This window comes from Streptomyces sp. NPDC091280, from assembly GCF_044768565.1.
GTDB lineage: Bacteria > Actinomycetota > Actinomycetes > Streptomycetales > Streptomycetaceae > Streptomyces.
The window spans coordinates 495,551-516,819 of record NZ_JBIVUZ010000003.1 but is presented as its reverse complement, the minus strand read 5'-3'; the positions used below and the strand labels follow the sequence as shown (position 1 = coordinate 516,819).

The following is a 21,269-nucleotide window of genomic DNA, read 5'->3' as shown; positions in this document are numbered from 1 at the left end:
CAAGGGATTCGAGTCAACAGGCCGCCTCACGCCTGCCCCGTTCAAGGGAGCGGAGCGCTCTTTTATTGACTCGCGTCCACCGGCATGAACACTCTCCGCAATTAGCCCATAACTGGATGTAAGCCGCGGTTCGGAATACCAAGTCGTGAGCCCGAACCCCGCACCGGTAGCCTGGTCCGCGTGATTGACCTTCGCCTGCTCCGTGAGGACCCCGACCGTGTGCGCGCCTCCCAGCGCGCCCGTGGAGAGGACGTCGCGCTCGTCGACGCTCTCCTGTCCGCCGACGAGCGGCGCAGGTCGTCCGGCGTCCGCTTCGACGAGCTGCGTTCCGAGCAGAAGGCGCTCGGCAAGCTCATCCCCAAGGCCGCCGGCGACGAGAAGGCCGAGCTGCTCAAGAGGACCGGCCAGCTCGCCGCCGACGTCAAGGCGGCCGACGCCGAGCAGCACGAGGCGGACGAGGAGACCAAGCGCCTCGCACTCCAGCTCGGCAACCTCGTGCACCCGGACGTGCCGGTGGGCGGCGAGGAGGACTTCGTCGTCCTGGAGACGCACGGCACGATCCGCGACTTCGCCGCCGAGGGCTTCGAGCCCAAGGACCACCTGGAGCTCGGCGAGGCGCTGGGCGCCATCGACGTCGAGCGCGGCGCCAAGGTCTCCGGCTCGCGCTTCTACTACCTCACCGGCGTCGGCGCCCTCCTGGAGCTGGCGCTCGTCAACGCGGCCATCGCGCAGGCCACGGCGGCCGGGTTCATCCCGATGCTCACCCCGGCGCTGGTCCGCCCGCGCGCCATGGAGGGCACCGGCTTCCTCGGCCAGGCCGCGGAGAACGTGTACCACCTGGAGAAGGACGACTATTACCTGGTCGGAACCTCCGAGGTCCCGCTCGCCGCCTACCACATGGACGAGATCCTCGAAGCCGACAAGCTCCCGCTGCGCTACGCGGGCTTCTCCCCGTGCTTCCGCCGCGAGGCCGGCACCTACGGCAAGGACACGCGGGGCATCTTCCGCGTGCACCAGTTCGACAAGGTCGAGATGTTCTCGTACGTCCTCCCCGAGGACGCGGAGAACGAGCACCGACGCCTCCTGGACTGGGAGAAGCAGTGGCTGGACGGCCTCGAACTGCCCTACCAGGTCATCGACGTGGCCTCGGGCGACCTCGGCGCGTCGGCCTCCCGCAAGTTCGACTGCGAGGCGTGGATCCCGACCCAGGGCAAGTACCGCGAGCTGACCTCGGCCTCCAACTGCGACAGCTTCCAGGCCCGCCGGCTCTCCGTACGGCTGCGCGACGGCAAGAAGGTGCAGCCGCTGGCCACGCTCAACGGCACGCTGTGCGCCGTACCGCGCACGATCGTGGCGATCCTGGAGAACCACCAGCTGCCCGACGGTTCGGTGCGCGTGCCCGAGGTGCTGCGTCCCTACCTGGGCGGCCGTGAGGTCCTCGAACCGGTCGCCAAGTGAGCACCGGCTTCCCCTACCGACTGATCGCGACCGACCTCGACGGAACGCTCCTGCGCTCCGACGAGTCGATCTCGCCGCGCACCCGTGCCGCCCTCGCGGCGGCCACGGAGGCCGGTGCCGCGCACATCGTGGTGACCGGCCGCGCGGCCCCCTGGACCCGGCACATCCTCGACGACCTCGGCTACGAGGGCCTCGCGGTGTGCGCCCAGGGCGCGCAGGTCTACGACGCCGGGGAGCACCGTCTGCTGACCTCGGTCACCCTGGACCGGCAACTGGCCGCCGTGGCGCTCGCCAAGATCGAGGCGCAGGTCGGCCCGCTGTATCTGGCGGCGAGCCAGGACGGCCTGGACGGTGATGTGCTGGTCGGCGACGGGTACGCGGTGAAGGGCTCGCTGCCCTCCACCCCGCTCACGGACGTGTCCGAGCTGTGGGCGGCACCGCTGAACAAGATCTACATCCAGCACCCGACGCTCACGGACGACGAACTCGCCGAAGCCGCCCGCGAGGCGGCGGGCGGCTTCGTCTCGGTCGCGCTGGCCGGCGAGGGCATCGTCGAACTGCTTCCGCTGGGCCTGACCAAGGCGACCGGTCTGTCGCTGGCGGCCCGTCGGCTGGGCCTGAAGGCCGCCGACACGATCGCCTTCGGCGACATGCCCAACGACATACCGATGTTCGCGTGGGCGGCCCACAGCGTGGCGATGGCCAACGCCCACGAGGAACTCAAGGCGGTGGCCGACGAGGTGACGTCCTCGAACGAGGACGACGGCATCGCGGTCGTGCTGGAGCGGTTGCTCGCGTAGACGTGGGCAACCGCCCCAGCCCGTCACGCCCCCTGGGACGGGGGCGAAAGGGAGGGCGGCCCACGCGATAATGAGTCGCGTGCTCGAAGCGACCGCCCCGGGCAGCTCCCCGTAGTGGGCGGCTCGACGGAGGGGTAACTACTCCGGAGACCGCCGCGGGCTGCCCTGAAGGGAGTTGGACGTCCTGTCGTGCATCGACATCGTCCAGCTCCTCTCCCAGTAGGTGGCGCCGGCTGATCCGGCGTCGACAGAACAACTGTGCCTGTACGCCGAGTTGGACGCCACCGAATAAAAGAGCAGCCGCCTCATGAGCGGGCGGCGGCCTCGGGAGCGGCTAGCGCAGACGCCACTTGCGGCGGCGCGCCTTGCTGAAGAACCAGCCCGCGGGCGGTTCGTCGGAGCGCCAGGGCTGCGGCTCGGGCGACTCGTTGCGCCAGCGCGCCGCGAGCATCCGGGCGCGGGCGGACGGCTCGGCCGTCTCGGCGGACCGTATGAAGTCGTCGTCCAGGACCAACTTGTCCCAGCCGTCCCCCGATTCGGCCTGTCCGCCGCCGTACGGTGCCTGTCCAGCCATCCCCGTCCTCCTAGCCGTGCGTCCCCGTTTGTCCAGTGTGCCCGGACAGAGATGAAGTCCCCGTCAAGATCAGGACCTGTCATTTCTCGCCAGGACCGTCGTCCCCGGTCCGGACTGTCACTCCTCGCCGGCGAGGGTCAGCGAGCGCAGCTTCTGCCCGGCGTACCAGGTCGCTCCCACGGTGACCACGATCAGGAACACCGTGGCCGTGGTCAGCCCGACGTCCGAGGTCACCAGTTCGCCGCCGGACACCTTGTGGGCGACGGCCAGGGACCACTGCTGGACGCTCAGCGTGCGCGCCCCGGGCACCAGGGAGCCGAACAGGGCCTCCCAGACGAGGGCGTAGACGAGCCCGAAGACCACCGCGTGCCGCGAGACCGTGCCGAGCAGCAGGAAGAGCGCCGCGTAGGCGATGGAGGCGACCAGGGCGGCCACCGTGTAGGCGACGGCGATCTGCTGGCCGTTGCCGTTCAGGATGAGCCCGGAGACGAGCACGGGCACCGCCGAGAACACCATGGTGACGGCGACGGCCACGATCAGCTTGGTGAAGATGATGGTGGGCCGCTTCAGCGGCTTGGACAGCAGGTACACCACGGAGCCGTCGTCGATCTCCGGTCCGATGGCGCCCGTGCCCGCGATGACGCCGATGATCGGCACCATCGTGGCGAGGCCGAGGCCGCCCAGGACGTCGACGGCGGTCTGGTCGTCGGCGCCGGCGAGGGCGCGGACCACCACGGAGATCACGATCAGCAGCAGGGGCAGCGCGCCCAGGATGAGGGCCCGGCGGCGGCCGAGCAGGGCCCGGTAGGTGAGCCGGGCGACTGTGGGGTCGTACATCTCTTGGCCTCCTACGCCGCGACGAGATACGAGAAGACGGATTCGAGCGACTCGTCGGACGGCGAGACGGTGAGCAGCCGGATGCCGTGGTCCCTGGCCACCCGGGGCAGCAGGGCGGTGAAGCGGCCGAAGTCGACGGCCTGGATGCGCAGCGCGCCCTCGGCCAGGTCGACCTCGATGCCGGAGGTCGACGGGTCCGCGATCAGGGCGGCGGCCAGGGCGCGGTCGTCGCTGGAGCGGACCAGGTAGCGGTGCGGGCGGTCGGTCATCAGGCGGCGGATCTTGCGGAAGTCGCCGCTGGCCGCGTGCCGTCCGGCGACCACGACCTCGATGTGCCAGGCGAGTTGTTCGACCTCTTCGAGGATGTGGGACGAGAAGAGCACCGTGCGGCCCTCGTCGCCCATCCGCCGCAGCAGGTCCATGAGCTGCATGCGCTGGCGCGGGTCCATGCCGTTGAAGGGTTCGTCGAGCAGGAGCAGCGAGGGGTCGTGGACCAGGGCGGACGCCATCTTCACGCGCTGGCGCATGCCCTTGGAGTACGTCGAGATCTTGCGGTCCTGCGCGTACTCCATCTCGACCGTGGCCAGCGCCTTCTGCGCGGCCTTGGCGCCGAGGCCGTGCAACTCGGCGTTGGCGACGACGAATTCACGTCCCGTGAGGAAGTCGTACATCGCCTCCCTCTCGGGGACGATCCCGATGTGCTTGTAGATCTGTTCGTTGCGCCACACCTGCTGGCCGTCGAGGGTGACGGTGCCGGTGGAGGGGGCGAGGAAGCCGCCCATCATGTTGATGAGGGTGGACTTCCCGGCGCCGTTGGGGCCGAGGAGTCCGGTGACTCCGGGGCCGACGTTCATGGTGATGTCGTTGACGGCGACCACGTTGCCGAACCAGCGGGAGACGTGGTCGATGGAGAGCGTGGTCACAGGCCCACCTTCCGGTAGCGGCGGATCAGGAGGCCGTAGGTCGCGGCGATGAGGCCCAGGACGGCGAGGACGTAGACGGCGCCTTCCGCGTGGGTGGGTCCGACGCCTCCGGGGAAGGCCGAACTCGCGCCCAGGAACGCCGACTGGAGGCCGTCGATCAGGGTGACCGGCGAGAAGAGGCCGATCCAGGGGATGGCGCTCCTGGCGTTCTGCGCGTCGGCGATGGCCTGGAGGGTGGAGACGGCGCCGTAGGAGATGGTCAGTACGGCGATGACGGCCGCGATGCCGAAGCCGCGGCGCGGGGTGACCGCGGCGATCACCAGGCCGATGCCGGCGAACAGCAGCGAGAGCAGGGTCACGGAGACGAGCCCCTGGCCGAAGCCCTTGGTCTGGTCGGCGAAGTCCAGCTTGGCCAACAGGGCGCCTACGTAGAGCACGATCAGCGGGGCGGCCGTCAGGACGAACAGGGCCGAGGCGAGGGCCGCGAACTTGGCCCTCACGTAGTCGGCGGTCTCGATCGGCCGTGAGAAGTACAGCGGCACGGTCTTGAAGCGCAGGTCGCGCGAGACGGACTGGGGTGCCTGGGAGGCGACGTAGAGGCTGATGACGGCCTGCATGATGATCGCGTAGCGCGTGTAGTCGACGGGCAGGTCCTTGGCCTTCGTGGCGACCGCGACGGCCACCATGATGGCCGCGGGCACGCACATGACCACGAACAGCAGCATGGGCAGCACCTTGGACTTCACCGAGCGGCCGAGGCCGTAGGCGCCGCGCAGGGACTGCGAGTAGAGGGAGCGCCGGGCGTAGGAGCGGCCCAGCCGGGGGCCGTCGTAGGTGCGGTAGCCGATGTTGTGGATACGGGTCTGGTCGCCCGGCTGGGGGACCAGGGGCTGGTCAATTGCCATGGCCTACGGCCTCCTTCCGCTCCGTGTCGCTGCCGGTTCCGGTGTCGGTGCCGGTGTCGGTTCTCGTGTCGGTGAAGACCTCGGAGATGTGGTGCCTGCGCTGCTCCATGCGCACCAGGCCGAGGCCGAGGTCCGCGATCACGTCCCGGACCAGGTCGTACGTCTCCTCGCCCGAGGCCGTCAGGAGCAGGACGTGGCCCGCGCCCGGCAGGCCGCTGCCGTCGTGGGTGTCCACCCCGCGCGCGTGGAGCGCGTCGCGCACCGCGCGGGTGCCGTCCGGGTGCTCGTCGGTGTCGGTGACCTCGATCGCCAGGGTGGTCGTGGTCTGCGTGAAGTCCGTGGTGGAGCTGGAGCGCAGGAGCTTGCCGCCGTCGACCACGATCACGTGGTCGCAGGTGCGCTCCAGCTCGCCCAGCAGGTGCGAGGTGACCAGGACCGAGATGCCGAAGTCCGTGTGGATGCGGCGGATCAGGCCGAGCATCTCGTCGCGGCCGACCGGGTCCAGGCCGTTGGTCGGCTCGTCCAGGAAGACCAGCTGCGGGTCGTGGACGAGGGCCTGCGCGAGCTTGACGCGCTGCTTCATGCCCGTCGAGTAGCCGCCGATGGGGCGGTAGCGCTCCTCGTACAGGCCGACATGGCGCAGCGTGTCCGCGGTGCGCTCGCGCGCGGCGGTCGGCGGGAGGCCGGACATGCGCGCCATGTGGACGACGAACTCGGTGGCCGAGACGTCGGGCGGCAGGCAGTCGTGCTCCGGCATGTATCCCACGCGCTCGCGGATGGCGGCGCCCTTGGTGGCGACGTCGAGGCCGAGCACTTCGGCCCGCCCCTCGCTCGCCGGGGACAGACCCAGCAGGATCTTGATCAAGGTGGACTTGCCGGCTCCGTTGGCACCGACGAGCCCCGTCACACCGGGTCCGACGTCCACGGAGAGCCGGTCAAGCGCGGTCACCCGGGGGAACCGCTTGCTCAGGCTTTCGGTCGCGATCACAGTCACGTCCACGAAGGTAGTGACGCGGACCACTCCGGTCGTCACCCCGCAGAGCTGTCCTCACATCAGACTCCAGACGTACGGGCCCGTAGGGGATGCCCCTACCTGAGAGCTACGCCACCGCCTTCGCGGAGTTGTCCACAGGCGGGGATCAAGTCTATTGACGCAGCCTCTAACAACTGTCACATTCACCAGTGTCAAGTTACGAGCACGTACCGCAGTCGGTGTGGACAGGTGGGGCGGTGGCATGACTACGGCGGTGACACGCGAACTCTCCGCGGAACTGCGGGGGTTCAGGGAGGTCCAGCGGCTGGCGTACGAGTGCGCCGAGGCGGTGGCGGCCCGGCTGGAGCCCGGGACGACCGAGCGGGACGCGGCGCGCATGCAGCGGTCGTGGCTGCGCGCGAAGGGGGTGCGGGACTGGTTCCACCTGCCCTTCGCCTGGTTCGGCGACCGCACGGCCTTCACCGACTTCCGAGTACCGCTCCAGTTCTTCCCCACGAACCGCAAGCTGGAGCCCGGGATGCCGTTCATCCTGGACATGGCCCCGGTGTACAGGGGCTTCACGGCCGACATCGGCTATGCGGGCACCCTGGGGGCCAATCCGCTCCAGGACCGGCTGATCGCCGACCTGGAGGTCCATCGCGAGCTGCTCCTGCGCGAGGTGCGCGAACGGCGCCCGCTGCGCGAGATCTACGAGGACGTGGACCGCCTCATGGTCCGCCAGGGCTACGCCAACCGACACCGCGCGTATCCCTTCGGTGTGATCGCGCACAAGGTCGACCGGGTCGCCGAACGCCCTTGGTCCCCGAGCCTGTTCGGGTTCGGTACGCAGGCCCTGAAGGGCCTGGCGAGCGACGCGCTGCACGGCCACCGCGAGGGCTGGTCCCCGCTCTGGTCGCCGTACCGCTTCTCCGACCACCCCCCGCACCCTGGCCTGTGGGCGGTCGAACCGCATCTCGGATTCCGGGGCACGGGCGCCAAGTTCGAGGAGATCCTGGTCGTCACCGACTCCAGGGACCCCGAGGAGAGCGCCTTCTGGCTGGACGACGATCTGCCGCACGTGCGGCGCTGGGCGGAGGACAAGTGACGCTTGAGGGTGCGCGCGAGCGCAGGGTGCGGACCGGCGGGATCGAGCTGTGCGTCGCCGAACTGGGGGACACCTCGAACCCCACGGTGGTCCTGGTGCACGGCTACCCCGACACCAAGGAGGTGTGGTCCGAGGTCGCGTCCCGGCTCGCGGACCGCTTCCACGTCGTGCTCTACGACGTCCGGGGCCACGGCCGCTCCACCGCCCCGCAGCCGCTGCGGGGCGGGTTCACCCTGGAGAAGCTGACGGACGACTTCCTGGCGGTCGCGGACGCGGTCAGCCCGGACCGTCCGGTGCACCTGGTGGGGCACGACTGGGGCTCGGTGCAGTCCTGGGAGTTCGTCACCGTCGCGCGCACCAAGGGCCGTATCGCCTCCTTCACGTCGATGTCCGGCCCGTCTCTCGACCACTTCGGGCACTGGATCAACAAGCGCCTGACCCGGCCCACCCCGCGCCGCGTCGGCCAACTCCTGGGCCAGGGCGCCAAGTCCTGGTACGTGTACCTGCTGCACACGCCCGTGCTCCCCGAACTCGCCTGGCGCGGCCCGCTCGGCAGACGCTGGCCGAAGATCCTGGAGCGCGTCGAGAAGGTCCCCGGGGGCGACTACCCGACCGCCTCGCTGCCCTCGGACGCGGCCCACGGCGCCTGGCTGTACCGCGACAACGTCCGCGCCAGACTGCGCGAACCCCGCCCCGACGCGTATGCCCACGCGCGCGTGCAGCTCATCACGCCCCTGGGGGACGCGTTTCTCTCCGAGCGGCTCTACGACGGGCTGGAGGAGTGGGCGCCGGAGCTGGTGCGGCGGACGCTGCCGGCCAAGCACTGGATCCCGCGCACCAGGCCGGACCAACTGGCCTCCTGGATCACGGAGTTCGTGACCGCCGACGAAACCACCCACGAAACCGTCGGCGGAGGGAGCCCGGTGACGTTCAGGGAGAGGGGTCGGGTGACGTCCGGCGGAAAGGGAGCGGTGGCCGCGCGGAGCGGCGAGTACGCCCAGCGGTTCGGCGGGCAGCTCGTGCTGGTCACCGGAGCGGGCAGCGGGATCGGGCGGGCGACGGCGTTCGCGTTCGCCGAGGCGGGCGCGCGCGTGGTGGCCGTCGACCGGGACGCCGAAAGCGCCACCCGCACAGCGGAGTTGGCCCGGCTGATCGGCGCTCCCGAGGCCTGGGCGGAGGCGGTCGACGTCTCCGACGGGCCGGCCATGGAGAAGCTCGCCGCGAAGGTCGCCGGCGAGTACGGCGTGGTGGACGTCCTCGTCAACAACGCCGGAATCGGACTCTCCGGTTCCTTCTTCGACACCACCTCGGAGGACTGGAAGAAGGTCCTGGACGTCAACCTGTGGGGCGTCATCCACGGCTGCCGGCTCTTCGGGAAGCAGATGGCCGAGCGCGGCCAGGGCGGCCACATCGTCAACACCGCCTCGGCGGCGGCGTTCCAGCCCTCCAAGGCACTGCCCGCCTACAGCACCTCCAAAGCGGCCGTCCTGATGCTCAGCGAGTGCCTGCGCGCGGAGCTGTCCGGGCAGGGGATCGGCGTCTCGGCGATCTGCCCGGGCCTCGTCAACACCAACATCACCTCCACCGCGCACTTCGCCGGGGCCGACGCCGACGAGGAGCGACGGCGCCAGAAGCGGTCGGCGCGGCTCTACGGGCTGCGCAACTACCCGCCGGAGAAGGTCGCCGACGCGATCCTGCGGGCGGTCGTCCGCGACCAGGCCGTCGTACCGGTCACCCCGGAGGCGCGCGGCGCCCATCTGCTGTCCCGGTTCGCCCCGCGCGCACTGCGGGCGGTGGCCCGGCTGGAGCCGCCGCTGTGACGGCCGCGGACGAAGCCCCCACGCGCGGACAGCATCCGATCGCACCCCGCCGCGTCGCCTTCGACTGGTCGCGCACACCCCTGCACTGGATCCCCGGCGAGCCGACCGCCACCCATGTCATCAACGTCCTGCATCTGCTGCTGCCGGCGGGGGAGCGGTGGTTCGTGAAGGTCCTCAAGGAGGGCCTGCCACTGGTCAGGGACCCCGAACTCCTCGCGGACGTCAAGGGGTTCATGGGCCAGGAGGCCACCCACAGCGTCCAGCACGCGCACGTGCTGGACCATCTCGCGGCCCAGCGCCTCGACACCACCGGCTTCACCCGGTACGTCGACTTCCTCTTCGAACGGCTGCTGGGCGAACGCCCGCCGCTCGGGGCGCCGTTGCCCGACCGCGAGTGGCTGCGCTTCCGGCTGGCGGTCGTCGCGGCGATCGAGCAGTTCACGGCGGTGCTCGGCGACTGGATCCTGGCCGCGGACGACCTCGACCGGGCGGGCGCCGACGCGATCATGCTCGATCTGCTGCGCTGGCACGGCGCGGAGGAGGTCGAACACCGCGCGGTGGCCTTCGACATGTTCCAGCACTGCGGGGGCCGGGGCCTCCCCCGGTACGCCCGCCGTATCGCCGGCATGACGGTCACCGCGCCCGTGATGCTCTACCTGTGGGCCTGGGGCACGGCCCACCTGATCCGCCACGACCCCGAACTCGCCGGACGCGTCCGCTACTCGCTCGCCGAGCACAACAGGGCCGTACGCGGCGGCCTGTTGCCCACCTGGCGGTCCCTCGGCGCGGCCGTCCCCCGCTATCTGCGGCCCTCCCACCATCCGTCGCGCGAGGGATCCCTGAGCCGGGCGGTGGAGTACCTGAGACGGTCACCGGCGGCCCGGACGGGGGCCGCGTGAACGCCGGCGGCGGTTCGGACACCGGGGGCGGCAACGGCAGCAACAGCGACAGCCGTGGCGGCTCCGGCACCGGGACTGGCACTGGCTCCGGTCAGGCCGCGTACCGGATCGAGGATCTCGCGCGGCTCAGCGGCGCCACCGTGCGCACGATCCGCGCCTACCAGGACCGCGGCCTGCTCCCCCGCCCCGAGCGGCGCGGCCGGGCCAATGTGTACGCCGACGTCCACCTCGCCCGGCTGCGCCAGATCGCGGATCTGCTCGACCGGGGCTACGGCCTGGCCTCCATCAAGGAGTTGCTGGAGGCCTGGGACACCGGCCGGGGCCTGGGCGGGGTGCTCGGGCTGGTCGCCGAGGTGGACGGGCCGTGGACCGACGAGGAGGCGGGCAGGATCTCGCGCGCCGAACTGGAGCGCCGCTTCGGCGGCAGCCCGGACGACACGGCCGTCGCCGAGGCCGTCGAACTCGGCGTACTGGAGCCGGTCCCCGGAGACACCGACTCCTTCCTCGTGCCGAGCCCCCAAGAGCTGGCCGTGGCGGTCGAGTTGTACGCCTCGGGGGTCCCGCTCTCCGCGATCTCGTCCCACCTGCGGGAGTTGAGGGTCCAGGTCGAGCACATCGCCTCCCGCTTCCTGGAGTTCACCACCGAGCACGTCTTCGCCCGCTACCTCGAAGGACCACACCGTCCGACCGACGCGGACGCGGCCGAAGCGGCCTCGCTCGTACGGCGTCTGCGTCCGCTCGCCCAGCAGACGGTGGACGCGGAACTCGCCCGCGCGATGCGGCTGTTCGCCAACCGTTCCCTGCGACAGCACCTCGGTACGGCGGAGTCCTCACCCACGGTGTCCTCGTCACGTTCCGTTGCCGTGCCCGAGGAGACAATGCGGGCCGTGGAGGCGCTGGTTGGGTCGGCGAACGCGGCGGAGTTCATCGCGCTGGCGGCTGAACGGGAGCTGCGGGCAAGGGGGTTGGATGCGCTCATGCCAAGGGGGCGGCCCCCAGCTGATCTTGACGAACGGGTGTGACATGACAGGGAGTTATCCACAGAAACGCCAAATCCCTTGTGGATAACTACAGTTGGTTGTGGACCAAACATCGGCCCTAAAAGAAAATGCGTGATCCGCGTCTCTCCCGTCATGCTGAGCCGATGGACGAAAGACGCACCGTGAAGGTGTCGAAGTACCTCTCCAAACACCTGCGCCACCAGCCCGAGCGGATCGGGCTCGCGCTCGACGAGGCCGGCTGGGTCGAGATCGACACGCTGATCGCCGCCTGTGCCGCGCACGGGTTCCGCTTCACCCGCCAGGAACTCGACCACGTGGTCGAGACGAACGACAAGCGCCGCTTCGCGATCGAGGGCACCCGCATCCGCGCCAGCCAGGGCCACAGCATCGAGGTCGACCTCGGACTGCCCCCGGCCACCCCGCCGTCGTACCTCTTCCACGGCACGGTGGCACGCAACCTGGACGCGATCCGGGCCGAAGGCCTCCGGCCCATGAACCGCCACGCCGTGCACCTCTCCGCCGACCGGGAGACCGCCACCCGCGTGGGCGCCCGCCGCGGCCGGCCCGTGGTGCTCGCCGTGGACGCGGGCGCGATGCACGGCGACGGCCATGTGTTCCGGGTCAGCGAGAACGGCGTCTGGCTCACCGAGGCGGTCCCCGCGCGCTACCTGCGCTTCCCCGAATCCCCCTGACCCCGACCGCCTCGGCCGTGCCGCTCCCGGCATGATGAGAGGTGTGGACCATTTCGCCAGCACCGAGGCTGCCGTCACTGCCCTGTGCGTCCTCGCGGACGAGTACGGGCGCGAGATGGAGGTCACCCACGACATCGGCGCCGACCAGACCTCGCGCCGCACCGCCGCGGGTTTCGGCGTCACCACCGACCCCGACGGTTCCCTCCCGCACGAGGTCTGGTCGTGCCGCTGCCCGGCGACCGGGCGCACAAGGAGTGGATCTCGATGATCACGCTCACACCGTGGCTGAACGGCCGCATCAGGTGACGGTTTCACGTGAAACACGGACAGCCGCATAGCCTGGGATCCATGAACCTGCGCCTGAGCACCGTGATCCTCCCGTACCGCCGCTGGAACGAGGGGAGCCGCCAAGCATGGCAGCGCGCGGAACAGCTCGGCTTCCACACCGCCTACACCTACGACCATCTGTCCTGGCGCACCTTCCGGGACGGCCCGTGGTTCGGCGCCGTACCGACCCTCACCGCGGCGGCGGCCGTCACCGAGCGGATGCGTCTGGGCACGCTCGTGACATCGCCCAACTTCCGGCACCCGGTGACCCTCGCCAAGGACCTCATCACGCTCGACGACGTCTCCGACGGACGCATCACCCTCGGCATCGGTGCGGGCGGCACCGGCTTCGACGCCACGGCGCTCGGACAGGACCCGTGGACCCCACGGGAGCGTGCCGACCGTTTCGGCGAGTTCGTTCCGTTGCTGGACCGGCTGCTCACCGAGGACTCGGTGTCCTACGAGGGCGACTTCTACTCGGCGCACGAGGCCCGGAACATCCCGGGGTGTGTGCAGCGGCCCCGGCTGCCGTTCGCGGTGGCCGCCACCGGGCCCCGCGGTCTGAAGCTCACCGCCCGCCACGGGCAGGCCTGGGTGACCACGGGTGATCCCCGGCTGTTCGAGAGCGGCACCCCGGAGCAGTCGGTTCACGCCATTCGCGGGCAGGTCGAGAAACTGGCCGACGCCTGCGCGGCGATCGGCCGGGACGCGGCCGAACTCGACAAGATCCTGCTCACCGGTTTCACCCCAGACCGCGGCCGGCCGCTGGAGTCCCTCGGCGCCTTCGTGGACTTCGCGGGTCGGCACCAGGAACTGGGCTTCACCGACATCGTGATCCACTGGCCCGTCCCGGACTCCGACTTCGCGGCGGACGAGAAGGTCTTCGAGCAGATCGCGATGGAAGCCCCCACGCAGCTCCGCTGACCCGGTGGCACCCCTGACCTCGGGCGCGAGGGCCCTGACAGGGGCCGTAACCACTCACATGTGCGCACCGTCGCACGGCCGTGCGGGCATATGCGGGAGAATGGCCGGGTGACCTCAGCGACTCGACAGCCCGAGACCCCGGCCTCCGCCGTCCCGCCACGACTGATCGCCACCGACCTGGACGGCACTCTGCTGCGCGACGACAAGTCGGTGTCCCCCCGCACGGTGGCCGCCCTGGCGGCTGCCGAGGAGGCGGGTGTCGAGGTCTTCTTCGTGACCGGCCGCCCGGCGCGCTGGATGGACGTCGTCAGCGAGCACGTCCACGGCCACGGCCTGGCGATCTGCGGAAACGGGGCCGCCGTGGTCGACCTGCACGGCGGCCCCGGCGCCCACCGCTTCGTGAAGGTCCGCGAACTGGCACGGGACAACGCCCTCGACGCCGTACGACTGGTGCGCGAGGCGGCGCCCGGGACGGTGTACGCGATCGAGCAGACCTACGGCTTCTACCAGGAGCCGGCGTATCCCAAGCTGCACATGGAGATCCCGGACACCCTGGCGCCCGCCGAGAAGCTGCTCGCGGCGGACGCCCCGGGGGCCGACGAGCCGGTGCTGAAGATCCTGGCGTTCCACCCCGATCTCGACCCGGACGACTTCCTGGCCACCGCGCGCCTCGCGCTGGGCGACCGCGCGAACGTCACCCGGTCCAGCCCCAGCGCTCTGCTGGAGATCAGCGGTCCCGGTGTCTCCAAGGCGAGCACGCTCGCCCTGTGCTGCGCCGAGCGGGGTGTCGCGCCCGAGGAGGTCGTCGCCTTCGGGGACATGCCGAACGACGTCGAGATGCTCACCTGGGCGGGGCGGTCGTACGCGATGGGCAACGCGCACCCCGACGCGCTCGCCGCCGCCTCGGGGCGGACGGTCGACAACAACGAGGACGGCGTCGCGGTCGTGATCGAGCGGATGCTGGCGGAGCGGCGCTGACTCAGCCGACGGCCACTCCGCGGGCCGCCAGCCACGGCAGCGGATCGACCGCCGAGTCCTGCTCCGGGTCGGTCCGTACCTCGAAGTGCAGGTGGGGACCGGTCGAGTTGCCGGTGGTGCCGGACTCGCCGATCCACTGGCCGGTGGCGACACGGTCCCCCTCGTCGACGGCCACGGCGGCGAGATGGGCGTACTGCGTGCAGTAGCCGTCCGGATGCTCGACCACGATCTGGGTGCCGAAGGCGCCACCGCAGGACACCCGCAGTACGCGGCCCGCTCCGGCCGCCCGGACCGGTGTGCCGGTGGGCACCGCGAAGTCCTGGCCGGTGTGCCGGTTCGCCCAGCGGGAGCCGCTGCTGCCGAATCCCGCGGACAGTTCACCCGTCTCCACCGGTGCGACCCATGCGGCGGTCTCGGTCGTGGGCGGCTGGTCGAGGTGGACGGCGCCCGGACAGGAGCCCGACCCGGCCGACCCGGCCGAGCCGTTCGTCCGCCCGGCACCGGCGGTGTGGCCGCCGCCGTCGCCGGGGCGGGCCGCCAGCACGGCGAGCGCGCACAGCAGCACCGGAACGAGCAGTGGGTGACGGTGGGATGACGGCATGTCAGTGATCGTGACCCGCGCGGCGGACCGATGCCCTGTTCACGTCGTACGCATGGGGGACAGGGCGACGCGAACGGCTCAACGGGAGGCCGGTGGCGGCGGGCTCAGCCGAGTGCCTGCCACACCACCGTCGTGCCGCCGCCGTTCTCGCCGATGCCGGGCCCGTACCAGCTGTCGCCGCCCAGGGACTCGGCCCGCCGCTTGAGGTTGCGCAGGCCGCTGCGACGGCCGCCCTCCGGGATGCCGATCCCGTCGTCCGCGACGGTGAGCCGGACCCCCGGCCGTCCGTCCGGAAGGGTCGCGGTCGCGTCGACGACCACCTCGACGCGGGTGGCCGCCGCGTGACGGAAGGCGTTGGAGAGGGCCTCGCGCAGGGCCGCGACGAGGTTCTTGCCGGTGAGGTCGCCGACCTCGGTGTCGACCGCGCCGACGAAGCGGTGCCCGGGCGTGAACCCGAGGGGGACGGCGGCCGTGTTGATCTCCCGCAGCACCCGGGTGCGCAGCCCGGACGGGGCTTCGGCGGGCCCCTGTTGGAGCGCGAAGATCGCGGTGCGGATCTCCTGGATGGTGATGTCGAGTTCGTCGACGGCGTTGCCGACGCCCTGGCGCACCTCGGGGACGAGCGAGCCGTGCCGGGCGCCCTCCAGCATCATCCCGGTGGTGAACAGCCGTTGGATGACCAGGTCGTGCAGTTCGCGGGCGATGCGGTCCCGGTCCTCGTAGACCGCGAGGCGTTCCCGGTCGCGCTGGGCCTCGGCCATCATCAGCGCGAGCGCGGCCTGCGAGGCGAACTGGATCGCGAGGGTGCGCTCCGCCTCCGTGAACGGCCGCCCGCCCGGCGCCCGAGGGGTGACGAGGGCTCCCAGGACGCGTCCGCCGCTCTGGAGCGGAAGCGCCATGACCGGCCCGTACGCGCGGGCGAGACCGGTGACCAGTCGGGGATCGCTGGCCGCGTCCGCCACGAACACCGGCCGTCCTTCGAGCAGTTGGGCCACGATCTCGCTCTCCGGGGACACGACCGCGCCGAGCGCCTTCGACGGCCGCTCCGAGGCCACGGCGACGATCTCCATTCCGCCCTCGGCGGCGGGCAGCAGCACGATCCCGGCCGCCGACCCGGACAGCCGGCGGGCCTGTTCCGCGACGACCTGGAGCGCGTCCTCGGTGTCCCCGCCGGACAACAGGGCGGTCGTGACGGCCACCGAGCCGTCGATCCACCGCTCGCGCTGCTGGGCGGCCTCGTACAGCCGGGCGTTGCCGATCGCGATGCCGGCCTCGGTCGCCAGGATCCGGACCATGTCGACGTCGTCGTCGCCGAACGGTCCCCCGCCGCGCTTCTCGCCCAGATAGAGATTCCCGAAGACCTCGCCCTGGACGCGGATCGGAACACCGAGGAAGCCGCTCATCCTGGGGTGGTGCGCGGGGAAGCCACAGGAACGCGGATCCTGGGTCACCTCCGCGAGCCGGACCGGGTCCGGTTCCCTGATGAGGGCGCCGAGCAGCCCGCTGTGCCCGTCGGGAAACCGGCCGATGCGCCGCGCGGTTCCCGCGTCCACGCCGTGGAAAGCGAAGTCGGAGAGGCTGTCACCGTCCTCGTCGACGACACCGAGCCCCGCGTAACGGGCGCCCGTCAGCATGGCCGCCGCCTCGCAGATCCGCTCCAGCGTGGCGTGCGGTTCGAGGCCGCTGCCCACGGACCGCATCGCCGCCAGCAACTGCGGCACGCGTGCGGCCAGTTCGGCCGACAGCCCTGGGGAGGGCGACGGGGGACCGGTACTCGGCGCGGCAGACATACCCCGAGCCTAATTAGTACCTTTTGCCATGGAAAGTCGAGCTGTCGGGGACAGTCGAGCGGATCGGCCGTGAGCCTCCCTACCCGGCCGCGACCAGCAGCTCCGACTCCGCCTCCCGCTCCGCCATCCCCCGCAACGGCCCCTCCACCGAGACCAGTCCGGCGTACGGCCCCCGCTGCACGACCCGTCCCTCGTCCAGCACGATCACCTCGTCCACGTCCTCAAGTCCCGCCAGCCGGTGCGTGATGAGCACGGTCGTACGGCCTTCCGTGGCGGCCAGCAGATCCGCGGTGAGCGCGTCGGCGGTCGCCAGGTCCAGGTGTTCGGCGGGCTCGTCGAGGACGAGGACCGGGAAGTCGGCGAGCAGCGCGCGGGCGAGGGCCAGCCGCTGGCGCTGCCCCCCGGACAGCCGGGCACCGTGCTCGCCGACGAGCGTGTCCAGCCCGGCGGGCAGCCCGTCCGCCCAGTCGAGCAGCCGGGCACGCCCCAGCGCGGCCCGCAGCTCGTCCTCGGTCGCGTCCTTCTTCGCGAGCAGCAGGTTCTCGCGCACCGAACTGTCGAAGAGATGCGCGTCCTGGGCGCACAGCCCGACGAGCCGTCGTACGTCGTCGCCGTCCAGGGCGTACGCGTCCACTCCGGCCAGCGTGTACGAACCGGCGTCCGCGTCGAGGAACCGCAGCAGCACCTGCGCGAGCGTCGTCTTGCCGGACCCGGAAGGGCCGACCACGGCGATCCTGCGGCCCTGCTCCAGTGTGAGGTCGAGTCCGGCGAGCGCGTCGCGGTCCTGCCCCGTGTGGCGCGCGGCCAGCCCCTGGACGACGAGCGGGAAGGGCGTCGCGGGTGCCTGGCGGGGCCGCTCCGGTTCCCGTACGGGCTCGGGGGCGTCCAGGACCTCGTACACGCGCTCGGCGCTCTTGCGGACCCGCTGCCGGTACTGCACGGCGAGGGGCAGTCCGAGGACGGCCTCGAAGGCGGCGAGGGGGGTGAGCACGACGACGGCCGTCACCACGCCGCCGAGCCGTCCGGCGGCGACGGCCTGGGCGGCCACCAGGGCGGTGGCGGCGACGGTCAGGCCGGAGATCAGCGCGGTGAGGCCGTCGCCGAGCGCGGTGGCGGTGGCGGCGCGGGAGGCGATCCGGGTGAGGTCGCCATCGGCGCGCTCGGCCTCGTTGGTGCGGGCGGGCAGCGCGCCGGCGACCGTCAGTTCGGCGGTGCCGGTGAGCAGTTCGGTCACGCGGGTGGCGAGGACCCCACGGGCCGGGGCCAGCCGCCGTTCGGCGCGGCGGGCCACGGCACCGGTGACGAGGGGGACTCCGGCACCGGCCGCGAGGAGACCCACCGCGAGCACGGCACCGGCCTCGGGCAGCAGCCAGGCCGTGAAGCCGACCGTCGCCGCCGAGACGGTGGCCGCGACCCCGGCGGGCAGCAGCCAGCGCAGCCAGTAGTCCTGAAGCGCGTCCACGTCGGCGACGAGCCGGGACAGCAGATCGCCGCGCCGGGTGTCGCGCAGCCCGGCGGGCGCGAGCCGTTCGAGGCGCCGGTAGACGGCGACCCGGGTGTCGGCCAGCATCCGCAGCACCGCGTCGTGCGACACCAGCCGCTCCGCGTACCGGAACACGGCCCGCCCGATCCCGAAGGCCCGGGTCGCCGTCACCGCGACCATCAGATACAGCACGGGCGGCTGCTGCGAGGCCCGCGAGATCAGCCACCCCGAGGTGGCCATGAGACCGACCGCACTGCCCAGCGCGAGACTTCCGAGCAACAGCGCCAGGGCGAGGCGGCCACGCCGGGCACCGGACATGGCACGGACCCGCGAGAGGACGCTGCCTGTGTGTGCGGCGAGGCGGGTCCCGGGCTCCTCCGCGGCGCTCACCGGGGTGTCCGAGGAGACCGGACGCTTCCCGCCGAGCGTCGGCGCGGTCTCCGCGTGTACGGCGGCCTCGCCCTCCGTCACCCGCACCACCCGGTCCGCCACCGCCAGCAGGGCCGGCCGGTGCACCACGAGCAGCACCGTCCGTCCGACCGCCAACCGCCGTACCGCCTCGACCACTTCGGCCTCGGTCGCCCCGTCCAGCGCGGCGGTCGGTTCGTCGAGGAGCAGGACGGGCCGGTCGGCGAGAAAGGCCCGCGCGAGTGCCAGCCGCTGCCGCTGCCCGGCGGACAGCCCGGCCCCGTCCTCGCCGAGCACACTCCCGATGCCCTCGGGCAGCGCGTCCACGAAGTCCAGGGCCCCGGCATCGGCCAACGCCCGCCGTACGGCCGTGTCGTCGGCGTCGGGCCGGGCGAGCCGTACGTTCTCGGCGATGGTCCCGGCGTACAGCTGGGGCCGCTGCGGCACCCAGGCGATCCGTGAGCGCCAGCGCTCCAGGTCGGCGTCGGTGAGATCGACTCCCCCGACACGTACTCGGCCCTCAGCGGGCCGCACGAACCCCAACAGGGCGTTCAGCACGGTGGACTTGCCCGCGCCGCTCGGTCCGACGAGGGCGACCGTCTCCCCGGGTTCCACGGTGAAGGACACATGCGACACGGCGTCCGCGGATCGTCCGGGGTACCGCACCGTCACGTCTTCGAAGGACAGGGCGTCGGAGGGTACGTCGGCGGTGCCCGTGGCCGGCACGGGTGTCTCCAGTACCGCGAAGATCTCCTGCGCCGCCGCGAGTCCCTCGGCCGCCGCGTGGTACTGCGCTCCCACCTGGCGCAGCGGCAGATAGGCCTCGGGGGCCAGGACGAGGACGACGAGACCGATGTAGAGGTCCATGTCGCCGTGGACGAGCCGCATACCGATCGTGACGGCGACCAGGGCCACGGAGAGGGTGGCCAGGAGTTCCAGCGCGAAGGAGGAGACGAAGGCGATCCGCAGGGTTCGCATGGTCGCCTGCCGGTACTCGCCGGTGATGCGGCGGATCGACTCGGCCTGGGCCTTGGCCCGCCCGAACACCTTCAGGGTCGGCAGTCCCGCGACCACGTCCAGGAAGTGTCCGGAGAGCCTGGACAGCAGCTGCCACTGCCGGTCCATCCGGGACTGCGTGGCCCAGCCGATCATCACCATGAAGAGCGGGATCAGGGGGAGCGTGCCGACGATGATCGCCGCCGAGACCCAGTCCTCGGTGACGATCCGCGCCAGCACGGCGACCGGGACGACCACCGCGAGCCCCAACTGCGGGAGATAGCGCGAGAAGTAGTCGTCGAGGGCATCGACACCACGGGTGGCGAGGGCTACCAGTGAACCGGTCCGCTGCCCGCTCAGCCAGCCCGGGCCCAGCTCCACGGAACGCGCCAGCAGCCGTCGCCGTAGCTCCGACTTCACGGAGGCGCTGGCGCGGTGGGCTGCGAGTTCGGTGAGCCAGGAGACCAGGGCACGACCACCGGCGACGGCCACCAACAGCAGCAGGGGAGTGCCGAGTTCACTCACCGACTTGCCGTGCTGGAAGGCGCCGACCACGACCTCGGCGATGAGCATGGCCTGGGCGATGACCAGCAGCGCCCCGACGGCACCCAGGCCGACGACCGCCACCATGAACAGCCGGGTGGCGCGGGCGTATTGGACCAGCCGTGGGTCGATTGGTTTCACGTGAAACACACCCTCTTCTCAGAAGGTCCCATCGGGGCATGTTTCACGTGAAACATGCCCCGATCCGGACTCAGTGCGCCGCTTCGGCGATGTGCTGCGTACCGATCCGCTTGCGGAACACCCAGTACGTCCAGCCCTGGTAGAGCAGGACGATCGGGGTGGCGATCCCCGCGCACCAGGTCATGATCTTCAGCGTGTACGGGCTCGACGAGGCGTTGGTGACCGTGAGGCTCCAGTCCGCGTTGAGCGAGGACGGCATGACGTTCGGGAAGAGCGACAGGAAGAGCATCGCGACGGCCGCCACGATGGTGACGCCGGAGAACGCGAACGACCAGCCCTCGCGCCCGACTTGGATCGCCCCGAGGGCCGCGACCAGCGCGACGACGGCCACGATCAGGGCCACCAGGCTCTTGCCGTCACCGCTGTCGACCTGGGTCCAGATCAGGAAGGCCAACGCCAACACGGCCGTGAGGAGGCCGACTTGGAGGGCCAGCTTCCGTGCCCGGGTCCGGATGTCCCCGACCGTCTTGAGGGCCGTGAACACCGTGCCGTGGAAGGTGAACAGCGTCAGCGTGACCAGGCCGCCGAGGATCGCGTACGGGTTGAGCAGGTCCCAGAAGCTACCGGCGTACTCGAAGTTCTTGTCGATCTTCACGCCGCGCACGATGTTGCCGAAGGCGACGCCCCACAGGAACGCGGGGAGCAGCGAGGTCCAGAAGATCGCCGTCTCCCAGTTGCGCTGCCAGTTCTCCTCGGGCCGCTTGGCCCGGTACTCGAAGGCGACACCCCGGACGATCAGGCAGACCAGGATGATCAGCAGGGCGAGGTAGAAGCCGGAGAACAGGGTGGCGTACCACTCGGGGAAGGCGGCGAAGGTCGCGCCGCCGGCCGTGAGCAGCCAGACCTCGTTGCCGTCCCAGACCGGGCCGATCGTGTTGATCAGCACCCGCTTCTCGGTGCGGTCGCGGGCGAGCAGTTTGGTGAGGATGCCGACCCCGAAGTCGAAGCCCTCCAGGAAGAAGTAGCCCGTCCACAGGACGGCGATCAGGACGAACCAGACGTCGTGCAGTTCCATGACAGTTGCAGCTCCC

The 21,269-nt window shown here is 71.2% G+C and carries 17 protein-coding genes and 2 pseudogenes; 10 read left to right on the top strand and 9 right to left on the bottom strand.

Features of this window, described 5'->3' with window-relative positions; all coding sequences use genetic code 11:
- Positions 1 to 180 precede the first annotated feature (180 nt).
- Together serS and ACIQPR_RS12380 are read left to right on the top strand one after the other, a co-directional pair.
- Positions 181 to 1,458 (top strand): serine--tRNA ligase, encoded by a 1,278-nt coding sequence (gene serS, locus ACIQPR_RS12385; RefSeq protein WP_403645950.1) that lies wholly within the window; start codon positions 181 to 183, stop codon positions 1,456 to 1,458.
- Positions 1,455 to 2,258 carry an HAD family hydrolase gene (locus ACIQPR_RS12380; RefSeq protein WP_403645949.1) on the top strand — a complete coding sequence of 268 codons (804 nt, stop codon included), beginning with the start codon at positions 1,455 to 1,457 and terminating at the stop codon, positions 2,256 to 2,258. The genes serS and ACIQPR_RS12380 overlap by 4 nt, the downstream gene beginning before the upstream one ends.
- Positions 2,259 to 2,592: 334 nt before the next feature.
- On the opposite strand, the gene ACIQPR_RS12375 is transcribed toward ACIQPR_RS12380, so the two are convergent.
- The 5 genes from ACIQPR_RS12375 to ACIQPR_RS12355 form a co-directional block, all read right to left on the bottom strand.
- Positions 2,593 to 2,832, bottom strand: a complete 240-nt coding sequence (locus tag ACIQPR_RS12375) for a hypothetical protein (RefSeq protein ID WP_403645948.1) — start codon at positions 2,830 to 2,832, stop codon at positions 2,593 to 2,595.
- A gap of 117 nt (positions 2,833 to 2,949) precedes the next feature.
- On the bottom strand, positions 2,950 to 3,669 hold the full coding sequence (locus tag ACIQPR_RS12370; protein WP_403645945.1) for an ABC transporter permease subunit: 720 nt from the start codon (positions 3,667 to 3,669) through the stop codon (positions 2,950 to 2,952).
- 11 nt (positions 3,670 to 3,680) lie between these two features.
- Positions 3,681 to 4,592, bottom strand: coding sequence for an ABC transporter ATP-binding protein (locus tag ACIQPR_RS12365; protein WP_019073425.1), 912 nt, complete (start codon positions 4,590 to 4,592; stop codon positions 3,681 to 3,683).
- Positions 4,589 to 5,497 (bottom strand): ABC transporter permease subunit, encoded by a 909-nt coding sequence (locus ACIQPR_RS12360; RefSeq protein ID WP_403645942.1) that lies wholly within the window; start codon positions 5,495 to 5,497, stop codon positions 4,589 to 4,591. The genes ACIQPR_RS12365 and ACIQPR_RS12360 overlap by 4 nt, the downstream gene beginning before the upstream one ends.
- Positions 5,487 to 6,485, bottom strand: a complete 999-nt coding sequence (locus ACIQPR_RS12355) for an ABC transporter ATP-binding protein (protein ID WP_403646474.1) — start codon at positions 6,483 to 6,485, stop codon at positions 5,487 to 5,489. Before ACIQPR_RS12355 ends, ACIQPR_RS12360 begins: the two co-directional genes overlap by 11 nt.
- A gap of 247 nt (positions 6,486 to 6,732) precedes the next feature.
- Here ACIQPR_RS12355 and ACIQPR_RS12350 point away from each other — a divergent pair, with 247 nt between their 5' ends.
- The 8 genes and pseudogenes from ACIQPR_RS12350 (at position 6,733) to ACIQPR_RS12315 (ending at position 14,216) form a co-directional block, all read left to right on the top strand.
- Positions 6,733 to 7,575, top strand: coding sequence for a M24 family metallopeptidase (locus ACIQPR_RS12350; protein ID WP_403645939.1), 843 nt, complete (start codon positions 6,733 to 6,735; stop codon positions 7,573 to 7,575).
- On the top strand, positions 7,572 to 9,395 hold the full coding sequence (locus ACIQPR_RS12345; protein ID WP_403645936.1) for an SDR family oxidoreductase: 1,824 nt from the start codon (positions 7,572 to 7,574) through the stop codon (positions 9,393 to 9,395). Before ACIQPR_RS12350 ends, ACIQPR_RS12345 begins: the two co-directional genes overlap by 4 nt.
- Complete coding sequence (locus ACIQPR_RS12340; protein ID WP_403645934.1) at positions 9,392 to 10,294, top strand: metal-dependent hydrolase; 903 nt, start codon at positions 9,392 to 9,394, stop codon at positions 10,292 to 10,294. The genes ACIQPR_RS12345 and ACIQPR_RS12340 overlap by 4 nt, the downstream gene beginning before the upstream one ends.
- Before the next feature lie 107 nt (positions 10,295 to 10,401).
- Positions 10,402 to 11,316, top strand: coding sequence for a MerR family transcriptional regulator (locus ACIQPR_RS12335; protein WP_403646471.1), 915 nt, complete (start codon positions 10,402 to 10,404; stop codon positions 11,314 to 11,316).
- Positions 11,317 to 11,438: 122 nt separating this feature from the next.
- Entirely contained in the window at positions 11,439 to 11,987 is a 549-nt protein-coding gene (locus tag ACIQPR_RS12330; RefSeq protein WP_403645931.1) for an RNA 2'-phosphotransferase, read from the top strand.
- A 31-nt stretch (positions 11,988 to 12,018) separates the two neighbouring features.
- Positions 12,019 to 12,293 (top strand): annotated as a pseudogene (locus ACIQPR_RS12325) (hypothetical protein).
- Between the two features lie 42 nt (positions 12,294 to 12,335).
- Positions 12,336 to 13,238 (top strand): LLM class flavin-dependent oxidoreductase, encoded by a 903-nt coding sequence (locus tag ACIQPR_RS12320; RefSeq protein WP_403645928.1) that lies wholly within the window; start codon positions 12,336 to 12,338, stop codon positions 13,236 to 13,238.
- Positions 13,239 to 13,328: 90 nt separating this feature from the next.
- On the top strand, positions 13,329 to 14,216 hold the full coding sequence (locus tag ACIQPR_RS12315) for an HAD hydrolase family protein (RefSeq protein WP_403646469.1): 888 nt from the start codon (positions 13,329 to 13,331) through the stop codon (positions 14,214 to 14,216).
- 1 nt (position 14,217) lies between these two features.
- Here ACIQPR_RS12315 and ACIQPR_RS12310 read toward each other — a convergent pair.
- From ACIQPR_RS12310 to cydB, 4 genes and pseudogenes are all read right to left on the bottom strand, one after another.
- Positions 14,218 to 14,688: pseudogene (locus tag ACIQPR_RS12310) on the bottom strand (M23 family metallopeptidase); the annotation flags it as partial.
- Between the two features lie 233 nt (positions 14,689 to 14,921).
- A complete protein-coding gene (locus tag ACIQPR_RS12305) occupies positions 14,922 to 16,607 on the bottom strand; it encodes a GAF domain-containing protein (RefSeq protein ID WP_403645925.1) in 1,686 nt (561 codons plus the stop codon).
- Between the two features lie 79 nt (positions 16,608 to 16,686).
- The gene (gene cydD / locus ACIQPR_RS12300) at positions 16,687 to 20,178 is read right to left on the bottom strand and encodes a thiol reductant ABC exporter subunit CydD (protein ID WP_403645922.1); all 3,492 of its coding nucleotides are present in this window, start codon (positions 20,176 to 20,178) and stop codon (positions 16,687 to 16,689) included.
- Between the two features lie 70 nt (positions 20,179 to 20,248).
- Positions 20,249 to 21,253, bottom strand: a complete 1,005-nt coding sequence (gene cydB / locus ACIQPR_RS12295) for a cytochrome d ubiquinol oxidase subunit II (RefSeq protein ID WP_403645919.1) — start codon at positions 21,251 to 21,253, stop codon at positions 20,249 to 20,251.
- Positions 21,254 to 21,269: the final 16 nt, after the last annotated feature.

Excerpts from the sequence above, each read along its gene's own strand:
- ACIQPR_RS12375 (WP_403645948.1), bottom strand. The coding sequence starts at position 2,832 with ATGGCTGGACAGGCACCGTACGGCGGCGGACAGGCCGAATCGGGGGAC.
- ACIQPR_RS12370 (WP_403645945.1), bottom strand. The coding sequence starts at position 3,669 with ATGTACGACCCCACAGTCGCCCGGCTCACCTACCGGGCCCTGCTCGGC.
- ACIQPR_RS12360 (WP_403645942.1), bottom strand. The coding sequence starts at position 5,497 with ATGGCAATTGACCAGCCCCTGGTCCCCCAGCCGGGCGACCAGACCCGT.
- ACIQPR_RS12350 (WP_403645939.1), top strand. The coding sequence starts at position 6,733 with ATGACTACGGCGGTGACACGCGAACTCTCCGCGGAACTGCGGGGGTTC.
- ACIQPR_RS12330 (WP_403645931.1), top strand. The coding sequence starts at position 11,439 with ATGGACGAAAGACGCACCGTGAAGGTGTCGAAGTACCTCTCCAAACAC.
- ACIQPR_RS12320 (WP_403645928.1), top strand. The coding sequence starts at position 12,336 with ATGAACCTGCGCCTGAGCACCGTGATCCTCCCGTACCGCCGCTGGAAC.
- ACIQPR_RS12315 (WP_403646469.1), top strand. The coding sequence starts at position 13,329 with ATGCGGGAGAATGGCCGGGTGACCTCAGCGACTCGACAGCCCGAGACC.
- ACIQPR_RS12305 (WP_403645925.1), bottom strand. The coding sequence starts at position 16,607 with ATGTCTGCCGCGCCGAGTACCGGTCCCCCGTCGCCCTCCCCAGGGCTG.
- cydB (WP_403645919.1), bottom strand. The coding sequence starts at position 21,253 with ATGGAACTGCACGACGTCTGGTTCGTCCTGATCGCCGTCCTGTGGACG.